Origin of the sequence: Candidatus Competibacter denitrificans Run_A_D11, assembly GCF_001051235.1 — a bacterium.
Lineage (GTDB): Bacteria > Pseudomonadota > Gammaproteobacteria > Competibacterales > Competibacteraceae > Competibacter_A > Competibacter_A denitrificans.
Genome location: NZ_CBTJ020000043.1, coordinates 24,223 through 45,043 on the forward strand (window position 1 = coordinate 24,223; position 20,821 = coordinate 45,043).

At 57.1% G+C, this 20,821-nt stretch carries 20 protein-coding genes; 10 read left to right on the top strand and 10 right to left on the bottom strand.

The annotated features are described in order from the left end of the window. The first annotated feature begins 97 nt into the window (after positions 1 to 97). The 6 genes from BN873_RS21155 (at position 98) to BN873_RS21160 (ending at position 5,189) form a co-directional block, all read left to right on the top strand. A complete protein-coding gene (locus BN873_RS21155) occupies positions 98 to 229 on the top strand; it encodes a hypothetical protein (protein ID WP_277921593.1) in 132 nt (43 codons plus the stop codon). Positions 230 to 244: 15 nt separating this feature from the next. After that, a complete protein-coding gene (locus BN873_RS10175; RefSeq protein ID WP_048673483.1) occupies positions 245 to 1,162 on the top strand; it encodes a 5-bromo-4-chloroindolyl phosphate hydrolysis family protein in 918 nt (305 codons plus the stop codon). A gap of 121 nt (positions 1,163 to 1,283) precedes the next feature. Continuing rightward, the gene (locus tag BN873_RS10180; RefSeq protein ID WP_053085294.1) at positions 1,284 to 2,468 is read left to right on the top strand and encodes a toxic anion resistance protein; all 1,185 of its coding nucleotides are present in this window, start codon (positions 1,284 to 1,286) and stop codon (positions 2,466 to 2,468) included. Between the two features lie 2 nt (positions 2,469 to 2,470). Continuing rightward, positions 2,471 to 3,565: an SPFH domain-containing protein gene (locus tag BN873_RS10185; protein ID WP_048673484.1), complete on the top strand. Its 1,095-nt coding sequence runs from the start codon at positions 2,471 to 2,473 to the stop codon at positions 3,563 to 3,565. Positions 3,566 to 3,749: 184 nt separating this feature from the next. Then, positions 3,750 to 4,190, top strand: coding sequence for a peptidoglycan-binding protein LysM (lysM, locus tag BN873_RS10190; protein ID WP_048673485.1), 441 nt, complete (start codon positions 3,750 to 3,752; stop codon positions 4,188 to 4,190). Positions 4,191 to 4,319: 129 nt separating this feature from the next. Further along, complete coding sequence (locus BN873_RS21160; protein ID WP_048673486.1) at positions 4,320 to 5,189, top strand: DUF533 domain-containing protein; 870 nt, start codon at positions 4,320 to 4,322, stop codon at positions 5,187 to 5,189. A gap of 56 nt (positions 5,190 to 5,245) precedes the next feature. On the opposite strand, the gene BN873_RS10200 is transcribed toward BN873_RS21160, so the two are convergent. The 6 genes from BN873_RS10200 to BN873_RS19445 all read right to left on the bottom strand — a co-directional run bounded on the left by BN873_RS10200 (position 5,246) and on the right by BN873_RS19445 (position 11,018). Then, on the bottom strand, positions 5,246 to 6,022 hold the full coding sequence (locus BN873_RS10200; protein ID WP_048673487.1) for a ferredoxin--NADP reductase: 777 nt from the start codon (positions 6,020 to 6,022) through the stop codon (positions 5,246 to 5,248). Between the two features lie 139 nt (positions 6,023 to 6,161). Next, positions 6,162 to 6,656, bottom strand: a complete 495-nt coding sequence (gene folK / locus BN873_RS10205; RefSeq protein WP_048673488.1) for a 2-amino-4-hydroxy-6-hydroxymethyldihydropteridine diphosphokinase — start codon at positions 6,654 to 6,656, stop codon at positions 6,162 to 6,164. Positions 6,657 to 6,689: 33 nt separating this feature from the next. Further along, positions 6,690 to 8,336 carry an outer membrane protein assembly factor BamB family protein gene (locus BN873_RS10210; RefSeq protein ID WP_053085295.1) on the bottom strand — a complete coding sequence of 549 codons (1,647 nt, stop codon included), beginning with the start codon at positions 8,334 to 8,336 and terminating at the stop codon, positions 6,690 to 6,692. A gap of 77 nt (positions 8,337 to 8,413) precedes the next feature. Next, positions 8,414 to 9,796 (bottom strand): DUF4921 family protein, encoded by a 1,383-nt coding sequence (locus BN873_RS10215; RefSeq protein ID WP_071244122.1) that lies wholly within the window; start codon positions 9,794 to 9,796, stop codon positions 8,414 to 8,416. Positions 9,797 to 9,875: 79 nt separating this feature from the next. Then, positions 9,876 to 10,172 (bottom strand): hypothetical protein, encoded by a 297-nt coding sequence (locus BN873_RS10220; protein ID WP_048673489.1) that lies wholly within the window; start codon positions 10,170 to 10,172, stop codon positions 9,876 to 9,878. A gap of 228 nt (positions 10,173 to 10,400) precedes the next feature. Continuing rightward, positions 10,401 to 11,018 carry a PEP-CTERM sorting domain-containing protein gene (locus BN873_RS19445; protein ID WP_082161213.1) on the bottom strand — a complete coding sequence of 206 codons (618 nt, stop codon included), beginning with the start codon at positions 11,016 to 11,018 and terminating at the stop codon, positions 10,401 to 10,403. 718 nt (positions 11,019 to 11,736) lie between these two features. Between BN873_RS19445 and mmuM the strand changes: the two genes are divergently transcribed. From mmuM to BN873_RS10245, 4 genes are all read left to right on the top strand, one after another. Beyond that, positions 11,737 to 12,702 (top strand): homocysteine S-methyltransferase, encoded by a 966-nt coding sequence (mmuM, locus tag BN873_RS10230; protein WP_048673491.1) that lies wholly within the window; start codon positions 11,737 to 11,739, stop codon positions 12,700 to 12,702. A gap of 316 nt (positions 12,703 to 13,018) precedes the next feature. Next, complete coding sequence (locus tag BN873_RS10235) at positions 13,019 to 14,455, top strand: coproporphyrinogen-III oxidase family protein (protein ID WP_048673492.1); 1,437 nt, start codon at positions 13,019 to 13,021, stop codon at positions 14,453 to 14,455. A gap of 37 nt (positions 14,456 to 14,492) precedes the next feature. Then, positions 14,493 to 15,251 (top strand): hypothetical protein, encoded by a 759-nt coding sequence (locus tag BN873_RS10240; RefSeq protein WP_048673493.1) that lies wholly within the window; start codon positions 14,493 to 14,495, stop codon positions 15,249 to 15,251. Between the two features lie 69 nt (positions 15,252 to 15,320). Then, the gene (locus tag BN873_RS10245) at positions 15,321 to 16,343 is read left to right on the top strand and encodes a biotin synthase BioB (protein ID WP_048673494.1); all 1,023 of its coding nucleotides are present in this window, start codon (positions 15,321 to 15,323) and stop codon (positions 16,341 to 16,343) included. On the opposite strand, the gene flgL is transcribed toward BN873_RS10245, so the two are convergent. The 4 genes from flgL to BN873_RS10265 all read right to left on the bottom strand — a co-directional run bounded on the left by flgL (position 16,327) and on the right by BN873_RS10265 (position 20,819). Continuing rightward, positions 16,327 to 17,250: a flagellar hook-associated protein FlgL gene (flgL, locus tag BN873_RS10250; RefSeq protein ID WP_048673495.1), complete on the bottom strand. Its 924-nt coding sequence runs from the start codon at positions 17,248 to 17,250 to the stop codon at positions 16,327 to 16,329. The genes BN873_RS10245 and flgL overlap by 17 nt on opposite strands. A gap of 3 nt (positions 17,251 to 17,253) precedes the next feature. Continuing rightward, positions 17,254 to 18,894 (bottom strand): flagellar hook-associated protein FlgK, encoded by a 1,641-nt coding sequence (flgK, locus tag BN873_RS10255; protein ID WP_048673496.1) that lies wholly within the window; start codon positions 18,892 to 18,894, stop codon positions 17,254 to 17,256. Between the two features lie 63 nt (positions 18,895 to 18,957). Further along, positions 18,958 to 19,956, bottom strand: a complete 999-nt coding sequence (gene flgJ, locus BN873_RS10260; protein ID WP_048673497.1) for a flagellar assembly peptidoglycan hydrolase FlgJ — start codon at positions 19,954 to 19,956, stop codon at positions 18,958 to 18,960. Between the two features lie 11 nt (positions 19,957 to 19,967). After that, positions 19,968 to 20,819 carry an SPOR domain-containing protein gene (locus BN873_RS10265; RefSeq protein WP_048673498.1) on the bottom strand — a complete coding sequence of 284 codons (852 nt, stop codon included), beginning with the start codon at positions 20,817 to 20,819 and terminating at the stop codon, positions 19,968 to 19,970. Positions 20,820 to 20,821 lie beyond the last annotated feature (2 nt).

Genomic DNA, 20,821 nt, shown 5'->3' on the forward strand with positions numbered 1-20,821 from the left:
TTTGCGGCTGTTGACGAATATCTGGTCTGGAATGTGTCTAATGCGCTCATGCTGTTATAGTAACCCTTATTACGGACCATCCAACGAGGCGGCTGCCATGCCTGATTTCCTGCGCAAGTTCATCGGTTTGTTGCTGCTCTTTGCCACTGTGGGTATCGCGGCCTGTCAAGCCATGTTGGTGTCTTGCTCTTCGAGTTTACCGGCGATTTCCTCAATACTGACCCAGTAGCCGGGAGAGGTGGATATGGGCCGCCTGTTCCTGATGACCAGCCTCGGATTGCTGGTGCTGGTCGCTTTGGTTTTGCTGATCAAACGGAGATTTAGCCTCATGGCCGAACGTTATCAAGGTGCACCGGCACGCTTCCCGACCACCAAGGGCCTGATGCTGTTTGTGTTGCCATTGCCGGTGTTGTTTGCGGCGATAGGCGCTCTGGGGCGCGGCAATTTAAGCAACCTGTTCGATAACGCGGTGTGTTATGGCTTGTTTCTATGGGGCGCGCTCTTGCTGCGACGCGGGCTGCGCACCGAGGCCGATTACACCCGCCGCCAAGTCGCCAAAGCCCCCTGGCCGCTGAAAACACTGGGCAGCGGAGTGATCGCGCTGGCCACCGCGTTAACCGCTTGGAGCAGTGCCCAATACTCGCTACCGATAGCAGTGGTTTTCGGGGGACTGGCGCTGTTGGGCTGCTATTTAAGTTATGGCTTCGATCCGCGCGGCGCCAAGCGTTTCACCGACCGTGATGGCGTGGATACCACCGACCGGGTGATCGAAGCACTAACCCAAGCTGAAGATTCCATTGCCGCCATCGAGCGGGCCACCCGTGATATTCGTAATGCTGAATTCAATAGCCGGCTACGGCGCATCGTGGCCCAAGCCCGCCAAATCCTCGCGATGCTGGAAGAAGATCCACGGGATTTGCGGCGTGCGCGCAAATTTCTTAATGTTTATTTAGATGGCGCCAAGCAAGTCACTGAGGGGTATGCCAAAACCCACGGGCGGGTGACGGCGCCGGAATTGGAGGACAATTTCCGCCGGGTGCTAACCACGATTGAGGAAGTCTTCACCGAGCAGCAACAAAAATTGCTGGAAACCGACGTTACCGATCTCGATGTACAAATTGAAGTGCTGAGCACGCAACTGAAACGGGAAGGCGTGATCTGATGAGGCGATGGCTTTGGGGATCTCAGTCCCGGCATGACCTGGCCGATGCGCGCCCGCAATCGCAGCTATCCTTGGCTTTTGCCGCTTAATTATCGCTTGAAAGATTAAGGAACTAAACGCTATGAGCACGACTCCCGAATCCACGGTCACCCCAACGGCCACCGCCACGCCTCCTGCACTGCCCGCACTACCGGACGTTTTTGCCGCTGCCGTGCCGCAAGTCCAACAGGATTTAGCCAAGCGTGCTCCAGCGCCGGCGCAAGACCGCCAGCAAGTCGATGCGCTCATGAAGGAGTTGGATCTGCACGATAGCAATTCCATCATCTTCTTTGGCAGCAAAGCCCAAGAACAGCTCACCACCATTTCCGACAAGATGCTGGAAGGGGTGCGCAACAAGGACACCGGCCCGGCGGGTGCGTCACTGAATGAAATGGTGGCGGTGCTGCGCGGTTTCGATCTGGACGAACTGGACCCTAACAAGAAGCCCGGTTTTTTCACCAGGCTGTTCAATAAGGCCAAGCCGCTGGTCAAAATCGTCCAGCAATATGAAACGGTACGCAATCAAATCGACACCATCAGCGATTCGCTGGAGCGCCATAAGACCCAGCTATTGACCGATGTTGCCATGCTGGATCGGTTGTATGACGCCAATCTGGATTATTTCCACACGTTGGAATTGTATATCGCGGCCGGTGACGCCAAGCTGCAACAGGTCGATACTGAAGTGCTGCCGACCCTGGAAAAGGAGGTTGCCGCCGGCGAGGATATGGTGAAAGCGCAATCTTTGCGCGATTTGCGCGCCAGCCGTGATGATCTGGAACGGCGAGTTTACGATCTCAAACTGACCCGCCAAGTCACCATGCAAAGCTTGCCCAGCATCCGCCTGGTGCAGGAAAACGACAAGGGATTGATCAACAAGATCAATTCCACCCTGGTCAATACCGTGCCGCTGTGGCGGCAGCAACTGGCCCAAGCCATCACTATCTATCGCTCCGGCGAAGCGGCCAAGACCGTCAAGGCCGCCACCGATTTAACCAACGATCTGTTGAAATCCAACGCCGAAAATCTCCGCCAGGCCAACGCCCAAACCCGTGCCGAAATCGAACGCGGCGTGTTCGACATCGAAACGGTGAAACAAGCCAACGAAACCCTCATTGCCACCATTGAAGACAGCCTGCGAATCGCCGATGAGGGCCGCCGCCATCGCAAAGAAGCGACTGCACAACTCGAAACCCTGGAAGGCGAATTGCGCCAAGCGCTATCCGCTGCCCACGCCCGTACCCAACCGCCTGCCGGAGGTCGCTAGCCATGGCCTTGTGGGACAAGTTGCTTGGTGAGTTCGTCGATGTCATTCAGTGGACCGATCCGTCAAACGATACCTTGGTGTACCGTTTCGAGCGCTACGGCAACGAAATCAAATACGGGGCCAAGCTGACGGTACGGGAAGGGCAGGTGGCGGTGTTCATCAATGAAGGCCAGCTCGCCGATACCTTTCAGCCCGGCATGTACGAGCTGAAAACCAACAACATGCCGCTGTTGTCCACCTTGCAAGCTTGGCCCCACGGTTTCGAGAGTCCGTTCAAGGCCGAGGTGTATTTTTTCAGCACTCGTCGCTTTACCGATCTCAAGTGGGGGACGCAGAATCCGGTGATGCTGCGCGATGCCGAATTCGGCCCAATCCGGCTGCGGGCGTTTGGTAGCTACGCGATCCGCATTAAAGACGCATCGCTTTTCTTGCGTGAGATCGTCGGTACTGACGGCAATTTCACGACGGACGAGATCACCAACCAATTGCGCAACATGGTGGTATCGCGCTTTACCAACATCTTGGGGCAATCCAAGATCCCGGCGCTGGATTTGGCGGGCAATTACGACCAACTCGGTCAATTCTTGTTACAACGGATCGCTCCAGAATTCGGGGCAGTCGGGTTGGAATTGACCAATTTGTTGGTCGAGAACATCTCCTTGCCCAAAGAAGTCGAAGCGGCTTTGGACAAGCGCAGCAGCATGGGTATCGTCGGTAATCTCGATCAGTACACGCAGTTTCAGGCAGCGGAAGCCTTGCGCGATGCAGCCGCTAATCCCGGTGGTGGTTCCGAGGCTATGAGCATGGGGCTGGGGTTGGCGATGGCGCAGCGCTTAAACGACGCGCTGGCGCGGCCGACCCAATCGGCACCGGCCCCACCGCCTTTGCCGACCGTTAACCGCTATTTTGTCGCGGTGAATAACCAGCAAGCTGGGCCGTTTGGCATGGAGGATCTGCAACAGCAGGCACAAAGCGGCCAATTAACCCGCACCACCTTGGTGTGGACCCAGGGCATGGCGAGTTGGACACCAGCCGGCGAGGTCAGGGAATTGAACGCCCTGTTTGCCGCCATGCCGCCCCCTTTACCCAATGCCTGAAAAGCCACGATCAGGCAGGCATTGGTTTTCTGAGCGGCTCGACGACGTTTCATCGAGCAGAAACTCTGGCTTGAAACCTCCCCCATCAGGGGGATAAGTGTGCGTGGGGGAGGAGTGACCTCTGCCATGCTGTTTCGCCCGGTCAAGGGCGTGGATTGAAACCGAGAAATCACAGGAGATTGCAATGGGACTTTTCGACTTTATCGTCAACCAGGGTAAAAAGTTGTTCGGCGCGGACGAGCAGGACCCAGCCGCGAAAATCAAGGCGGAAATTGAAGCGGCCAATCCCGGTGTCAAGAATCTGGATGTGAAATTCAAAGACGGCCAGGTTCAGCTTTCTGGTGATGCCATCACTCCGGAAGCCATGGAAAAAGCGGTCTTGATGGCGGGTAATGTTCAAGGGGTTCAGAATGTATCCGCCGATGGGATAAAGGCCCCGCCTCAGACGGGTAAGGTCGAGTATTACACCATCAAGTCGGGTGACACGCTGTCCTCGATTGCCAAGCATTTCCTGGGCAATGCCTCGGCGTATAACCAAATTTTTGAAGCCAATCGCGAAGTGATCCAGGACCCCGACAAGATTTATGTCGGTCAGAAGATTCGGATTCCTCTCAGCGGAAGCTGAGTTTTCACGGGAGCGGTTTCTGCGGGGTGACAGGTTGTCACTCCGCACTGTTCACGCGATGAACGTTTTGCCGGGTGACCGCTAATACGGTTAGCGTCATCGACCCACCAACTGAATGAGGGTAATGGAATGGATGCATTAAAGATTTTAGGTAGTTTGCTGGGAAATAACGCCATGTCCTCCGGGATCGGCGGACAAGTTTTCGGGCAAGTACTCAATGGGTTGACGAGGGGCGGCGCCCAGCAGCCGGGCGGTGGCGGCTTAGGTGGTCTGCTCGGTGGTCTGCTCGGTGGCGGCCCACAGCAACAGCCCCCTGGCGGTGGTGGCTTAGGTGATCTTCTCGGCGGCCTGCTCGGTGGCCAACGCCCGCCACCGCCAGGTGCCGGTGGCGGTTTGGGATCGGTGCTGGGCAGTCTGCTCGGTGGTGGCCAATCGGGTGGGCTAGGCGGTTTGGGGTCGGTGTTGGGGCATCTCGCCGGTGGCGGTCGATCCCAAGGCGGTGGTATTCCTTGGTCAGTGCTCGCTGGTTTGGCGATGAGCGGGTTTAGCATGTTGGGTAAAGGTAGCGCGGGTCAATCTTCTGCGTTGACCGACGCTTCAATCCTGCCGCCCGGGGCGGAAGCGGCGCCCGCTGAAGCGGTGGCCCACTTAAACCAACAGGCCATCACCCTCATCAAAGCGATGCTGAACGCCGCCAAGGCGGATGGCCAAATCGATGCGCAAGAGCAACAGAACATCGTTAGCAAACTGGCTGATCTTGGTCCACAGGAGGCAGCGTTTGTCAAAGATGAAATCGCTCGGCCGCTGAATATGGATTTTCTGGAGCAGGTCCAGCAGGGGATGGCCAGCAACGTCTATATGATGTCGCTGATGGCGATCAATCTCGACACCAACGCCGAAGTTCAATACATGCAGCGGTTGGCACAGGCCCTTGGCCTGGACCCGCAAACGGTCAATGGCTTACATCAACAGCTAGGAATCACCCCGCTTTATTCGTAAGCATCGCGGTGGCCGGCTTCCCCTCATGAGGCGGCCGGTCACTGCGTCGGCTGTCATTATTTTTCCACAAATGCCCGCTCGATCACGTAATGGCCGGGTTCACCGATGTGCGGCGAGATGCTGAAACCCCGTTCATTCAAAAGGGTACAAGTGTCTTTCAAGAGACCGGGGCTGCCGCAGATCATCGCCCGATCCTGGGCCGGGTCGAGCGGTGGCAGACCAAGATCTTCGAAAATCTTGCCGCTTTCGATCAGGTGAGTCAGCCGCCCCCGGTTGTGAAAAGGCTCTCGGGTCACGGTGGGGTAATAGATCAGCTTCTCTCGGATCAGCTCCCCTAAAAACTCATTTTTCGGCAGTTCTTCTTTAATAAAGTCCGCGTAGGCCAGTTCGCTGATATGGCGGACACCATGGACCAGCACGACCTTTTCAAAGCCCTGGTAAGTATCCGGGTCTTTGATGATGCTCAGAAAGGGTGCCAAGCCTGTACCCGAACCGAACAAGTAAAGCCGCTGGCCGGGAAGCAAATCGTCAATAACCAAGGTGCCGACCGGTTTGCGGCCAACCAGAATCGTATCGCCTTCCTTGAGATGTTGTAACCGCGAGGTCAGCGGCCCGTTACGCACCTTGATGCTGAAAAATTCGAGATGTTCCTCGTAGTTGGCGCTGGCGATGCTATAAGCTCGCAGCAACGGGCGGCCCTCCACCTCCAGTCCGATCATCACGAAATGACCATTGCGAAAGCGTAGCGTCGCATCTCGCGTGGTTTTAAAGCTGAAAAGCGTCTCGTTCCAGTGATGGACATCAAGTACACGTTCGACGTTGAAAGCTTGCATGAGTGCATTAACCAAAAATAGACTGCCCAACGAGCCGCGATGACCGGCTGGGTAGGTTGAAAACGGTCGCTGGCTGATCGCCGGCGGCTAAGCGGTCGGGAAGGGTATCACATACTGGTTGGACACCCAGCAAGGCCAATTAGTGGGCGCAGGGCAGCACGACCGGCTGCAATCTTTCATGCGACTGATCGAATCGCTCCCACAGTTCGGCGAATGTGACACCGAGCAGCGGATGCAAACAGTCGCCGGCCACTTCCGCCAGGGGCCGCAGCACGAAGGCGTAGCGGGTAATGTCACGACGAGGAACCCGCACGCCATCAGCGATTAACACAGCATCGGCGTAAAGTAACAAATCCAGATCTAATGCGCGCGGCGCAAATCGCACCTCTTTACCGGAGGGTTGCTGGCACTTTTCGATCTCGCGCAGTTCGGCGGCCAGCCGGGGAGGTGGCAGGTCGGTGTCGAACCGAACCACCAGGTTGAGGAAATCGTCACCGACAAAGCCAACCGGTGGATTGGCATAGACGGTGGATACGAGCAACGGGCCGAAGTGCCGATTCAGCGCCGCCAAGGCGGCGCAGATATTTCGTTCAGGGTCAATATTGCTGCCGATACCGACACAAACCCAGGTCATGGGTTTAATTCGGTATTGTCCCGGCGGTCGTCGCTAGGGGCTTGGCACATGGAACGCAAAGAATTTATTGCCCGGTGTCGCTTGGCCGGTGAAGTTGCCGTAACCGGAACCCCAGTAAATCGTGCCATCCGAGACGGCAGCCCCGCCGAGACAGACATTGCCGCTGGCGTATTTCCAAAGGACGGCACCGGTCGTGGCATGGAAGGCATACATGGAGCCAGCTTGATCCAGTGAACAGGCGTAGACCACGTTGTTGGCTACGGTGACCGGTGCCATGGTCGGTGCGGGTTGACCGTCACGCCCGATGCCGGAATCGGCCACTTGCCAGAGGATAATCCCGGTCGCGGCATCCAGGGCACTCCAAAGCCCTGAATTGATGGTGGTGGTCGTGGATTTGCCATTCTGGATCAGAGTCCACGATTTGTTTTCGGTGTTGGCAACGGCGGTGTAGATGCGTTGACCATCGACTGCTGAACCCCACTGCAACCCTCCGCCCTGGCCACCGGGTCCTACCTGAGTCATCCAGACGACCGCGCCGGTGTCTGGATCGAAAGCCCAATACTGGCCGCTTTTCTGGCCAGCGCCAAGGAGTTGGCGTAGCCGGCCGGTTTCAGGAATGCGCACGGTAAAGAGGGCCGGCCCTTGCCCAAAGTCATAATCAGGCCCGGCCGGTTGTGGGCAGTTGCTGTCGTTGCCCAATTCGGGAATACAACCGGCGTTCCAGGCGTCGAACGGCAACACCGTGTTGGCCCATTTGACGGCACCGGTGCTGGGATCGAGAGCGACCACGGAATCGAAGTGGTTGTCGGGTGCGATACAAGCTCGCTGCGCTTGGGGGCTGCCCTGCGCACCGGCGACACACTGCCGGACGGCCTCCGGTACGGTGTAGTTGTTGCCGGTCGTCACGTACAAGCTACGGCGCGCTGCATCCAGCACGGCGGTGCTACCCCAGATGGCGCCCCCGCTGTAGCCTTCGGGGACCGTATGCCACTTCCAGAGAATTTGGCCGGTGTGTTCGTCCAGAGCCACCATGCTGCCGCGAAAGGTGCAGCATTGATAATTAGGCACCAACACCGCATAGGCTTCTTCCCAGGAAGACACACCCACGTAAACCACCCCGTTGGCCACGATAGCAGCTTGGGTGATGATGGCCGCCGGGTGGGCATCGACTTGGGTTTTCCACAGCAAGTCCCCGGTTCGCTTATCGACCGCCATCACCCAGGCTGTTGATGGCTGCCGGCGCGCGCTTTGGTTGCCGAAGATCAACTTGTCGCCGCCTACAGCCGGGGTCGCCCGCGCCAGATCACCGGCGATGCCGGTGTAGTCGGCTACCCGGCGGGACCAGAGCTGCTTCCCGGTATGACGGTCAACGGCGAAGAGATTTCCAGCCCAATCAGGGAAATAAGTGGCTTGTTCATCCACTGCCGGCGTGGCTGAAACATCGCCGCCGGTGGCAAATTGCCAGCGCACGGTCAGGGCTGGCGCGTTGTTAGGGCCGATGGTGCGCTCTTCGTTTTGGAAGCGGGTATTGTGCAGATCGTGGCCGGCGGTCAGCCAGCGACTGTCGGCCACGGTTCCCGGCGTGGCGCCACTCACATCGTCATTGCTGTCGCCATTACAAGCGCTCAGCAAAAATCCGCCAATCATTAAGAAGAAGAGCGCGGTGGGTCGGGTAGTCATCGGTCACTCCTGATAACGATTGAATTTTTTGATGGGCCAGAGGACATCCGGCCCGTGAATAGATCTGCGAGCGTCGATCATATACCGGCGGACAGTGGCGGAAATTCGGGATGATCGGATTGCCGTTGCCGGACTGCTGGATTGTAGCGCAGACAATTCGGCACACAGGGGCATTCGCGATTGATCTTCATCGGTGCAATCAGGCCCTGATCGCGTAGCTGGAACAGGCGCTGCGTGACGCGCTTGTGCAAGGTTTCCGGGTCGATGGTGTTCACGTAGATTTTGGTGCCGCCCTCAAAGCCGGCAGGAGTCGATACCCGCCACTTGATGAGCACTCGCCACGGCATCGGGACATCGACATCCGGTGGTTTGTAGTACCACTCCTCGTTGCACGGAATATCGGTGCCGGTGGCGGCATGGCACGCATGAACCAAATCGGACATGTTGCGCAATTCGTCGGGGGAATGGTTCCATGGCTGGCTGCGCGCGCTCTTGGAGAAAATTTCCAGGGTCGGAAACAGGTGGCCAAAACCCGCATAGGCGACCGCGTGGTCGTTTTCGGCCACCACCAAGTTACGATAAGCGGCAAAGTTGACGGCCGCTTCGTTGTACAGGTTGGGGTTGGCCCTGACTCGCTCAATCTCCATTTCGTTTTGGGTGCCGCGTTCGTCGATGGCGACGAGTTGCTTATGGAGATGATCGAAGGAGGCACCAGCCGGTTTTAGCCAGTTTTGGAAGACGGCCACATAGCGGACGTAGCGGTTGTCGAGGTAAATTTCCCGCATGGCATCAATGGTGAAGCGCAGGTATTGATAGTGTTCCTCCAGCGTCATGGTTCCTGAGGAGGCCAGTTGGTGGTCGTGGGTGGCGCCATCGATATAATGCCGCCGAGCCACGATCAGTTCATGACCGCCGCCAAAGAACGCATCGGCGAACTGTAGCCGTTCCCCGGTTGACATCCGCTCCCAGGCCGATTCGTCAAAGCCGGCCGCTTTTAGCCGCTGTTCGGACATTCTCAGGACGTGCTGTCGCCCGGCTTCACCCGATAGATACTTGTGTTTGTGCTGCTCAATGGCATCCGGCAGGTTATACCCGAAGTTTTTGCGCCAGTAATCGAAGGAGACGATTTCGAACAGGTTTGGCAGGCGGCGAAATTCGGCCACTGTGTCAAACAGTTCGTCGGCTAGCAGGTGACGCAGGGTGATGTATTTGTCATCGGCCTTGATCAGGCGGGCTTTCTCAGGTGGCGTCTCCAGATATTGGCGGGAGCAGAAAGCGCAATGAGCCTCGGCTCGATTCGGGTCGATAGGGCGAGGACTGAGAGGCATGACGCCAAGCGGACGATTGCCACGGCCGGGAACGGTCCACACCTCAGTGCCGGTGAAGGGATTAACCTGCTTGATGGTCCCGTCGGCCATCCGCATTAGATAGTTGGATTCGGGAACAGTCTGCGGCAACATGCTGATAATGACCTCTTAACGGTGGCGGCCTGTCTGCACTGGCAGATGGAACAGTGAATCAGTTCCACCAGGGGAAGGATTACGTTTGCCGGTATCGTAGCGGTTCGCCAGCGCGGATGCGCTCGTTGAGTTGTTTGATGAGATCTGGGGAGACCTCCAGCCAGCGACGCTCCGAGCCATCGAGTTGCGCAGACTGCCAGCCTACTACGGCGCCTTCATAATCCAGTGTTAGCAAATGTTCGAACGATTCGGCCCCTGATCGGTCGCTTTGATTGAAATAACGGTAGGGGTCGATTCCAGACCAGAGCAAGACGCCGACTTCCTCAGCAGGCGTGCTGACATAACCGACAACTCGAAAGGGGATATCGAAAACCAAACGTGGTCTCGAAGAAGGGTTATCACCGTTCACTACCTCGCCTCCAAATACAAGGTGATCAGTTGACCTTAAATTGTAGACGAGTTGAGGAGCATGCTGATAATTTCAGCGGTATTTTTAGGAAAGAAAATAATTAAAAGGCGTTGAATTTATTTGAGTTTTTGGAGAAACGGAAACGACGCCCGAAGGCGTCGTTTTTTAGAGCTTACCGCTACACCAACACGGTACTTAAGCGGCTTCGGCAGCCTTTTTCTGGCGGCGCTTGGCGCCCAGGCCGAGCAGGCCCATACCGAGCAGCGCCAGGGTGGTCGGTTCGGGGACTGGAGTAGTAGAAATTTGCCCCGAGTATAAATTAGTGGCATAAGTTACATTCGAAACAGTACCGCTTACCTCAAAAGCGTACTGCCCCGCCGTGAGGGTGCCAAATGGAATATTGCTGTTGAAATTTGGAGATGTGTTACCTGGTGTTACAAGGGAACCAACTGAAACACCAGTGCAGAGCGACCCAATCGTACCACAACTGGAAGAATTAACCGTATAGAGATTAAGTGAAAAGTTTGAAATATTATCCGTGGGTATGAAATTAACGTTGAGGCCGGCTGCAGCGGTAGGGTCAAGATAGAATACCCACCAATCGCTCAAAGGTCCTAAAGGGACAACAGGATTGTTGAAACCTGCAGAATTCAATGAAGGAAGAGGGCTGGTAGCGTCTAATGAGCCAAGGAAGGTATAGTCTCCTGCGAAGTCAATAGATGTCGCCGAAGCGGTATTTGCAAAACCGCAGATGCCAAGCCCTAATGCAAGAGTTACAGCGGCCAAACCAGAACGCTTTACTTTCGTATTCATTGGGTAGTACCTCAGTCAGTATTTATAAGTTCCGAGTTGGATATGGCAAATTTTATGCCATAATCTAAATAAAGAGTACTTTATCAATATATAGAATATGAAATTATTTAATACACTTCATATAGTGCCTCCACCTTTAGGCGAGCCTCAGAATTTAATCGTAGCTATCATGAAGGCTAATCGTGCGCTGGGAATTGTAAAAAAAGCTGACAGTGGTGCGCCCAAATTAGTAGCCAAAAAGGCTATGGCAAGAAGCTTTACATGACTATCAACCTATAATAAATATTTAAATATTAGATACATATAAAATTTACGAGCTAAAATTGCTACCGATTTTACAGTGTCAGGATTTTTTACAATCTACAAACCTGAGTGTAAAGATCAGAAATTAACCCGCCTCAGATCAGCGGCTCATGCCTGCCATCGCAATGACTTAACCTCTTGGCGAAGCTACACTTTAAGAAAATGGTTAGCCCGCTCAAGGGGGATTCGCCGTGCGTTTGTTATTACTGCTGGTTGTATTGGCCATCATTGGCTTAACCCTGGTTCGGTGGCTGGGTCACGGCCCGCCTGCTCCAAAGGTATCAGGAGCCTCCGAGCATAGTGCCGAACCACCAAAGGTGCCGAATCGACCCCAGGATATGAAGGCGTTTGAGGCGGATATCAACCGCTTTATAAAGGATTCGGCAGCACAGCGGGCCAAACAAGAATCGGCGCCATGAATCCCATCAGCGGCTTGCTCCAACAATGCCCGGTCGTCATCCTTGATGGCGCCATGGCCACGGAACTGGAGCGCCGAGGTTGTGATCTGCGCGACTCCCTCTGGTCCGCCAAAGTCCTGCACGAAGCACCCGAACTAATCCGGCAAGTGCATCTGGATTATTTCCACGCTGGGGCCGATATCGCCATTACCGCCAGCTATCAGGCGACGATGCAAGGTTTCAGGCAACGGGGCCTGGGGCGCGAGGAAAGCCAAGAACTCATACGTCGCTCGGTGCGGCTGGCCCTGGAAGCGCGCGATGAATTCTGGCAGGAACCGAGCCATCGCATGGGTCGTGCTCGCCCGCTGGTGGCCGCATCGGTTGGGCCTTACGGCGCCTTTTTGGCCGATGGCTCGGAATATCGCGGGGACTATGATCTCAGTGAAGAGCAGCTCATGGAGTTTCACCGGGAACGCATGGCGCTTTTACTGGAGGCTGGCGCTGAGATATTGGCTTGCGAAACGCTGCCTTGTTTTATCGAAGCGCGCGCGCTCACGCGATTGCTGGCCGAATTTCCCAGCGCAAGCGCCTGGATCACTTTCAGCGCTCGTGATGCCAGCCATATCTGCCACGGAGAGTTGTTGGCGGAGTGCGCAGCGTGGCTGGATGATCAACCGCAGATCGTCGCTTTAGGGGTCAATTGTACCGCGCCCCAGTACGTTGCAGGGTTAATCCAGGCCGCCCGATCCGCGACAGCGAAACCCATCATTGTCTATCCCAACTCCGGCGAAGTGTATTGCGTCGATACTCGCTCCTGGAAAGGCACAGCCAGCAGTAGCGAGTTTTTGGCTGCTGCCCAGGAGTGGTACGCGCGCGGCGCCCGATTGATCGGCGGTTGTTGCCGCACCACACCGGATCATATCGCCGCCCTCGCCGATTGGGCGCGCCGCTTGCCCCGCCCGCCGTCAATCGTCCATGTATAATCCTGCGACAACTCTGCCGCTGTCTAAGCCGCGCTGATTCATGTCGGATTCAGACATGGGCGGCGACAATCCCACCATCAAGCAGTCCACTGATCAGGGCAAATTGGCCCGGAACGGCTCAATCTGAATCGAGTCCTAACCGATTGCATCTGTGGCTTTTCCAGAAAAGTCGATATGCTTCGCGGTTCGTATGTGGTCAAAAAACTTGGGAATAAAGTTTGCGTTCGTCTTTTGGGAACCAAATAATTATAATCCAGACTATATCAGTAGGTTTTTTGTCCGTTGCATTTCAATGGCGTTGAAGAGGTGACATCTGATGCTTTCAACCGCAGTAAAGCAAGAACTGATAGCGCGGGCGCGGGCGCGGGTCGAGGATCTCGAACGTCTGCGCCAGTTAGGGGTCGTGTGCCGGGAAGGTGACTTTTTCCCGTCCGTACACTATCCGCCCATTACCATGTATCAGCCGATCACCGATGACGAGCTGCTGGCCAGTTATACCCTGCCTCCCGACGGTCGGCTGGATATTTATGCCCATATTCCCTTTTGTCGGCAGCGGTGCGTGTTTTGCCACTATCCCCTGAAATTGGGTACCAAGCAGGTCGATGAGAAAGACCATTATCTCGACACCATGGAAAAAGAAATGGATATCTACCGCGCCAAGCTGGGTGTTGAGCGTTTTGTCGCTCGCTCGGTGCTGGTGGGTGGTGGAACTCCAACCTATCTGACATTGGCGCAGCAAAAGCGGTTTTTAGACATGATGGCGGATCGCATCGACATGTCAACCTGCCGCCAATACACCTTCGATGTAGACCCCAACACGCTGATCGGCGAGGAAGGGCGCGAGCGGCTGCAACTGCTGCGCGGCTATGGGGTGGATCGGCTGACCATCGGCATCCAGTCGCTGGAAGACGATATCCTCCACCTGATGAATCGCCATCACAACGCCGCGCAAGCCATCGAATCCATTGAGGAAACCCACAACGCCGGGATGACGGTCAATATCGAGTTCATCTTCGGCTTCCCCGGCCAAACCATCGAAGGTTGGGCTGATATGATCGACCGCGCTTGCCAGCTTGGCACCGAGGAGATTCAGCTCTATCGCCTCAAGATCGACGCCTATGGCGACTATCAAGGGCCGGTTAAACAGCTCATTAAGAAGCGGCCCGACCTGTTGCCGACCATCGAATCGACGCTGATCATGAAACAGGTCGCCATCGATATTCTGGCCGAGTATGGCTATACCGAAAACCTGCGCCGAGTATTCACCAAGGAATACAAGCACCACTCACGGTATGCCCACAATCAATGCTGCCGGCTGCTCGATCAGATCGGTTTCGGGCTGACCGCCTTCAGTAGTCTCCGCGACCGGTTCGGGCTGAATACCCAATCCTTCGAGGAATACTACAGCCTGATCGAATCGGGACATCTGCCGATTAATCGGGGCATCATCCGTACCCCTGAAGAACAGATGCGCTGGGCGATAGTCTTGCCGCTCAAGAACCGCTCGGCGCGCAAGAGTGATTTCTTGCAGGCTACGGGCAAACCGATGAACGGTTATTTCCGTAACAAGATCAATAAACTTCAGGATGCGGGGCTGGTAGTCGAGGATGACGAGCGGCTGGTACTGACTAAACTGGGTGCTTTCTTTGCCGATGAGGTGGCGCAGCAATTCCAGCATCCGACCTATATGCCGTATCCGGCGGATCATTACGATTCCGGGCCGTTGCATCCGGCCAATGACGCCACACCTTAGCTTGGCATCGCAATGCTCGCTTGAAGGAAACTGCTGAATGTTGATTCCCTTTTCTCGCGCCGCCATCGCAGCCTTGCTGATGTGGGCTGGCTTGTCGATGCTGGTTTATGGGCAACCGGCCCCGCCGGAGCATGGTCAATTGCCGAAGAACGAGCTGGTGCCGCCGGGTGCTGCGATTGGTGAGACGCCAGGCGGCATGATGCCGGGCGCTGACCCCTTTATGCTGCTGGAAAATAGCCGACAAGTGCAGGCTGATCTTGATTTGAGTGAGGATCAAATCCGCCGCTTGGGGCATAGCGGGCAACTGTTTCGCAACCAGCTCCAGGAGTTAGCTCACGCCACCGACGCGGCGGCCAAAAGCGAAATGCAACGGCAGATTTGGACGAGTCGTGGGGCCATCGCCAAAATTTTGGATCGGCAACAGTTGCAAAGGCTGCAACAGATCATGCTGCAAATCGAGGGTCCGTGTCTGGCGGTCAATGACCCGCGCTTCAGTCAGGAACTTGATTTGAGTGAGACACAAGTGACGTCAATGGCCACCACTTGCCGCCAAGTCGCTATGGAGATGCGGGCGGCGTTTCGCCCGCCCACGGTCGGCGAGGAACCGTGTACCGCGCTGTATGCTAACCGTGATCGGCTCGAAGGGCTGCGCGCCCAGGGCCGCTCTCGCGTCGTTGCCCTGTTATCGACCTCGCAACAGCGCCGGCTTCAGGATATGCAAGGGCGTGAACTGACCCTGGAACCGCTGGTTCCGCCGCAATGTACCGGGCGCAAGATGGCGCCGCACGATAACTAAGTGGTTCAAAGTCTTCGAGAATGAACGAGAACCAACCATGGCATTGATTTAGAATTATCGGGAGCTTTTATGAACGCCTATTGCGAAGCCAGGCCGGTCCTGTTCCAACCGACGGAACGAGCGGATATCTCGCGTCTGCTGACTTGCGAAGGGGAAGAACAGCAAGCCCTATTCCAGGCCGCCCGCGCCGCTCGCCAAGCGGCCGGCATGGACGCAGTGAAGCTGCGGGGGGTCATTGAACTGTCCAACTACTGTCAAAAAACCTGTGACTACTGCGCTATCCGGCCGCAGAACAAGGAAATGATCCGCTACCGCATGGATGTCGATACCATCCTGGCGATTACGGCGGAAATCGTCGCCGAGGGGATCACCACCGTCTTTCTCCAGTCGGGCCAAGACCCTAAATCCGATGCCATGGTGCTCGAAGCTATTCGCCGCATCCGTCAGGCGGACGTCAATGTCTTGCTCAATCTCGGCGAGAAAAGCCGTGCCACCTATGCCCGTTACGTGGAAGCCGGCGCCGATTCCTATATTCTGAAATTTGAGACCTCAGACCCGGTACTGTATCAAAACATCGTCGGCACTCCCCTCGCTAAACGTCTGGAGTGCGCGCGCTGGATTCAGGATGTCGGAATGAAATTGGGCACTGGCAACATCATCGGCTTGCCCGGCCAAACGCTTGATACCCTGGTGGACGATATCCTGTTGGCGCAAGAGCTACAGCCGGATTTTGTCAGTTCCTCGCCATTTATCCCCAACGAAAACACACCGCTGGAGCATTTGGGGGTCGGCGATTTGCAATTGACCCTGAACTCTATCGCCATCTGTCGCTTGCTGTTCCCGCACGCACTGATTCCGGCGGTGAGCGCTCTGGAAAAGATCAAGAAGGGTGGGCAACTGATGGGGTTGAACGCCGGGGCCAATGTGCTCACCATCAACTTCACGCCCAAGGATTTTCGTGATAAATACGCGATTTATTCGAAGGAGCGTTTCGTCGTCAGCCTCGATCATGCCCATGCGACCATCGCTGCTGCTGGTTTGCGGCCCCGCCAGGTGGCCAATCCGGTGGAGGTCGTTAGTTCATATAATTGAACAACGATAGGTTCTGAACGCGCATAAAGGATTGCTGGGCGACTTGTAAGCCGAGGGTTTCCCGACTCAACTGGGTAATCGCCTCGGCGTAGTCCAGATCGCCCACCTCACTGATCGTCTGCTGCAAGTGCAGGCTAAAGTCGCTGTTGGTATAACCTTGATTTTCCAGCGCTTGCAGACGGACTCCTACCTTGGCCTGAATGCCGTTGAGATTATCCAGCCCGCTGTCGATCTCCTGCAATGCCGTTCCCAGATCGGCGTGTAAGGTCGCTGGCGCGGTCTCCAGGGTCGTCGCCAACCGATCCAGCGTAGCGAACAGCCCCTTCGTGGGGTCGGCGCTATCCACTTGAAAAACTTCATTTCCCGGATCGCCGACCGCAAGAGTTGACGTAGGGCCGGTTTGCGCGAGCCGCTGGCCACCATCACCACGATAGGCGATTTGCTGGGGATTGGCGCTATCGGGCGCAAACGGCGCGGTCTGGCTCTGAAAGCCACCAAACAAATACTCGCCGCTACCGTCCTGGGCATTGCCCAAGCTGACCAGTTGGGCATGAAGCTGGCGAATTTCGGCGGCGATATGGCCCCGATTTTCGGCATTGAGCGTGTCGTTGTTGGCCTGAATCGTCAAGACTCGTGCCCGCTGTAAAACATCCCCGGCATCGCCCAGCGCGCTTTCTTCGGTATTCAGTCGGCCGGTAGCCGAATCGATGTTGCGCTGGTATTGATCGTAGCGGCCCATCTCACCGTTCAACGTCATCAAGCGGGCGCTACCCACCGGATCGTCGGCAGGTTCGAGCAGGCGCTTGCCGGTCGTCAATTGCTGCTGGAGCTTAGAGACCGCCGTTTGCCGGTCGCCGATGGCGTTGCCGGCTTGCCGGTAGAGTTGCGAAGTGGCGACGCGCAGCATGGTTTATCTCCTGACCGCATCCATCAAGGTTTGAATGATCGAGTCGCCGATTTGCACGACTTTAGCCGCCGCCGCGTAGCTTTGTTGGTAACGCATCAGGTTGGCGGCTTCCTCGTCCAGGTTGACGCCGGAGAAGCTGTCACGGGCCTGGGTAGCCTGATCGAGGAGGGCGGTTTGCGCGTCCAGTGCGCGGTTGGTGGTGCTACCGGCGATCCCTATGTCAGCGACCATCTGCCCTTGCAGGTCTTGGAGGTTGCTGGAGCCATTCAGCAGCGTCTTATCGGTTTGTAGACCCGCGAGCTTGAGGGCGTTGGCGTTATTGCCGACACCGCCGGCCGCGTCGGCAGCGGCGAACTGGCGTGGGTCGCTGATGTTGACCTGGACATTCCCAGCCGCATTTCCGGTCAATTGCACCAAAAACCGGTCGCCGGCGACGGGGCTGCCGGAGATGGTGATATCGAGACCATCGACACCACTGAAGGTGGGGCCTGCTCCGGTGCTGACTTCGGTGTCGTCGCTGAGCCGCCGCACGCTGTAACCGGTGCCGGTGTAACTGACTTCGTAATCGGACGGCTGTAAGGCGCTGGTACCGCCCGGCGTGAGGCTCACCGCCGCCACGCCGCTGCCTGCATTATCGGGAGCGGGCATGGCCTTGGCTGTCGCAGGCGTGAAGAAATCCCCACCAGGGGCGCCAGTGAGGTCGATGCCTTGTCCGTGCTGCGCGTTGAACGTTTCCGCCAAACCGACCGCCATCAATCCCAGCCGATTCTGAGCAGGGTCCAGTACCTTATTCTGGAATTCGAGTAGGCCACCGATCCGGCCGCCGTTCAAAAAATCGTTGACATCGGCGCGACTGCCTTGAAAACGGATTTCCAATTGACGGGGATCAGTTGCCGGGGCGGTTTCCAGGGTGCGAGCTTCGGTTCCTAACACCAAGGATTGGCCTTTGCCGACGAACACGCTCAACGTGCCATCATCCTGGGCTACGGTGCTGACCGGCACGCGCTGGGCTAGGTCGGCCACCAGTTGATTGCGCTGATCCAACAAATCCGCCGAAGCGTCGCCTTGACCTTGGGTCAACGCGATCTGGCCATTGATCTTGGCGATAGTGCCGGCCAGTGCGTTGATCTCGGTGACGGTGGTGCGCACGCTGTCATTAACGCCCGCGCGCAGGGTGTCCATCTGGCCATCCATTTCCTGAAAACGAGCTGCCAGGTTGTTGGCTTGACCGAGCAGCGCCTGGCGGGCCGGTAGCGATGCCGGGTTGTTGGCGGCATCGTGGACCGCGCCGAAAAATTGTTCGAGCGCCGGTGCCAAGCCGGTGTCACTGTCACCAACCACGCCGTCCAACTGGCTGATCCAGGTGCTCATGGTTTCCGACTGGCCGACATTTGTGCCGTGATTGCGCACTTGCTGCGTCAGGAAGTCGTCATACACCCGCGTAATCGATTGCACATTGACGCCGGTGCCGATGTACAGCGAGCGACCGTTGCCGCCAGCAAACTCAGCCCGATTGGTGGTTAACTCCGCGCGCTGGCGCGAGTAGCCGGGCGTGTTAACGTTGGCAATATTGTGGCTGGTCGTAGCCAGGGCGCGTTGCGAAGCAACAAGTCCTGAAAGGCCAGTACGCAGAATGTCTACCATAAATCAGTCCCTCCAGCCGCCGGTGCGGCCTTGCGTCATGGGCGCAACCTGGTCACCGGACGGTTAGCCCCTTTTCTCGGATATCGGCTGGATTTGCGCGGACTTTAGGGTTTCAAGCGCAGTATCGAACGCCGGCCCATTCATCAGGCCGAGGATTTTCTTGGCGTAGTTGGGATCAGTGGCATAACCGGCCCGCTGCAACGCCCGCAAATAGGCCGATCCGTCCTGAACCAGGCTCAACGCCTGGGTGTAGCGCGGATTGACCTGCAAAAAACGCACATAGTCGTTGAAGCTGTCGGCATAGGAAGGGTAAGCGCGGAAACCGTCACGCTGGCGGATCGGCACCCCACCGATAAATTCCAGGGTCGAATTGACGACCCGCTCACCGTCCCAGCCTCGGCTGGCCTTGATGCCAAACAGGTTGTGACTGGTGCGGCCGTCGGCGAAACGGGGCACCGACCGGCCCCACGCGGTTTCATGAGCCGCTTGAGCGATCAATACTTCGGGAATCACCCCCAGTCGGCGAGCCGCTTCCTGAGCGTGTGGCCACATGCGGCGCACAAAGGCAGCGGGTGAGGATGGTTCGAAGGGCGCGTCGCTGGTTGGCGCAGAATGGCGGCCATTGTCGGGAGGATCGACCTTGAGGCCGACGGTTTGCGTTGGCATCGCCACACTGGAGCGGATGCGCTGGACTTGGCGTAATGTCGCCAATGGATCGCCGATGATCAGCGGCGAAACCGGTGGTTCCGGTGAAGCCGCTTCACCGCCCAGGGAGCGCACGATCTGATCGGCGATGCCGAGCTTGCCTTTCTGGGCTAAAGCCAGGGCGAGTTGCTGATCATGCAAATCACGATAAAACCGGGTCTGATCGCTCTCCATGGCGCCACCTTCATTGGAGCTGGCGGCGCGCATACTTTTCAGCATCATCTGAATGAAAACCGCTTCGAACTGCTTGGCTGCCTCGCGCAGCGCTTCGGGTGACTGTTGCCGAGCCTCGCGGCGCAAGCCGGCCAGTCCCTGCAAGTCGGTATAGACGAAGGCTGAATCGGTCGCGGTTAGCACGGTCGATCTCCTTAGCGCAGCTTGGCCTGAATCTCCTCAAAGCGGCGAATCCAGGGCTTGAGCGCGGGCGATTGGGCAGTGAATTTGGCAGCGGCAGCCTGGGCGGTGACGGCATCGGGATAATCTCCCGCCACCAGCGAATGCCAAGCGCCTGAGCGGCTGCCGGTTGAATAGTAGGCTTGCGGTTCACCGGTGCCGACGGTAGCGGCGATTTCTTTCAGCGTTCCCATATCCTTACCGCTGTAAAGCTGCACGGTGTAATGCTTCGGATCGCGCTTTGTAAGCCACTCCGGTTGTTGGAGGGTGTCGCTGCCGGTTGCTTCAGCAGCAACAGGCGCGGGCGCGCTGAGTCCGGCCTCAGGGGATGGAACGGCAGAGAGCTTGGTTGATTCGGTGGGTGCGCTCGGCGTGATGGCGGTTCGGGTTGGCGTAGCAGCCGAGGCAGAGGCATGGCTGTCTTGAGGATGAGTCGGCGCCGGTTTGGGTGTTGTGGCGACCAGGGCCGCCTCAGCAGAGGGCGCTACCGCCGTCGGTACGGGTGCGATGGAGCGGGTTTCAGGGTTTGGGTCGTTGGCGCTGGCGCTGACGCTGGGTTTTGCGCTCAGGTCTGCCAAATGCGGTGGATCAGCCACGACGACTGCCGTTTTGGTTTCGTGCACCGCTGGCACCGGATCGGCGGCGGCCTGTGCCTCGACGGGCGCAACGGAGCGACGCATGGGCGTCGATGGCGGTACGACCGGCATGGAGACCTGGGGCGTGTGGGCCAGGTTGAGCATGATTTTGATGGCACCCGCTTGCAGGCCGAGCGCTGCCAGCAAGAGGGCGGTTAACAGCGACAGGATTTTCCAGTTGATGGTAGCCATGG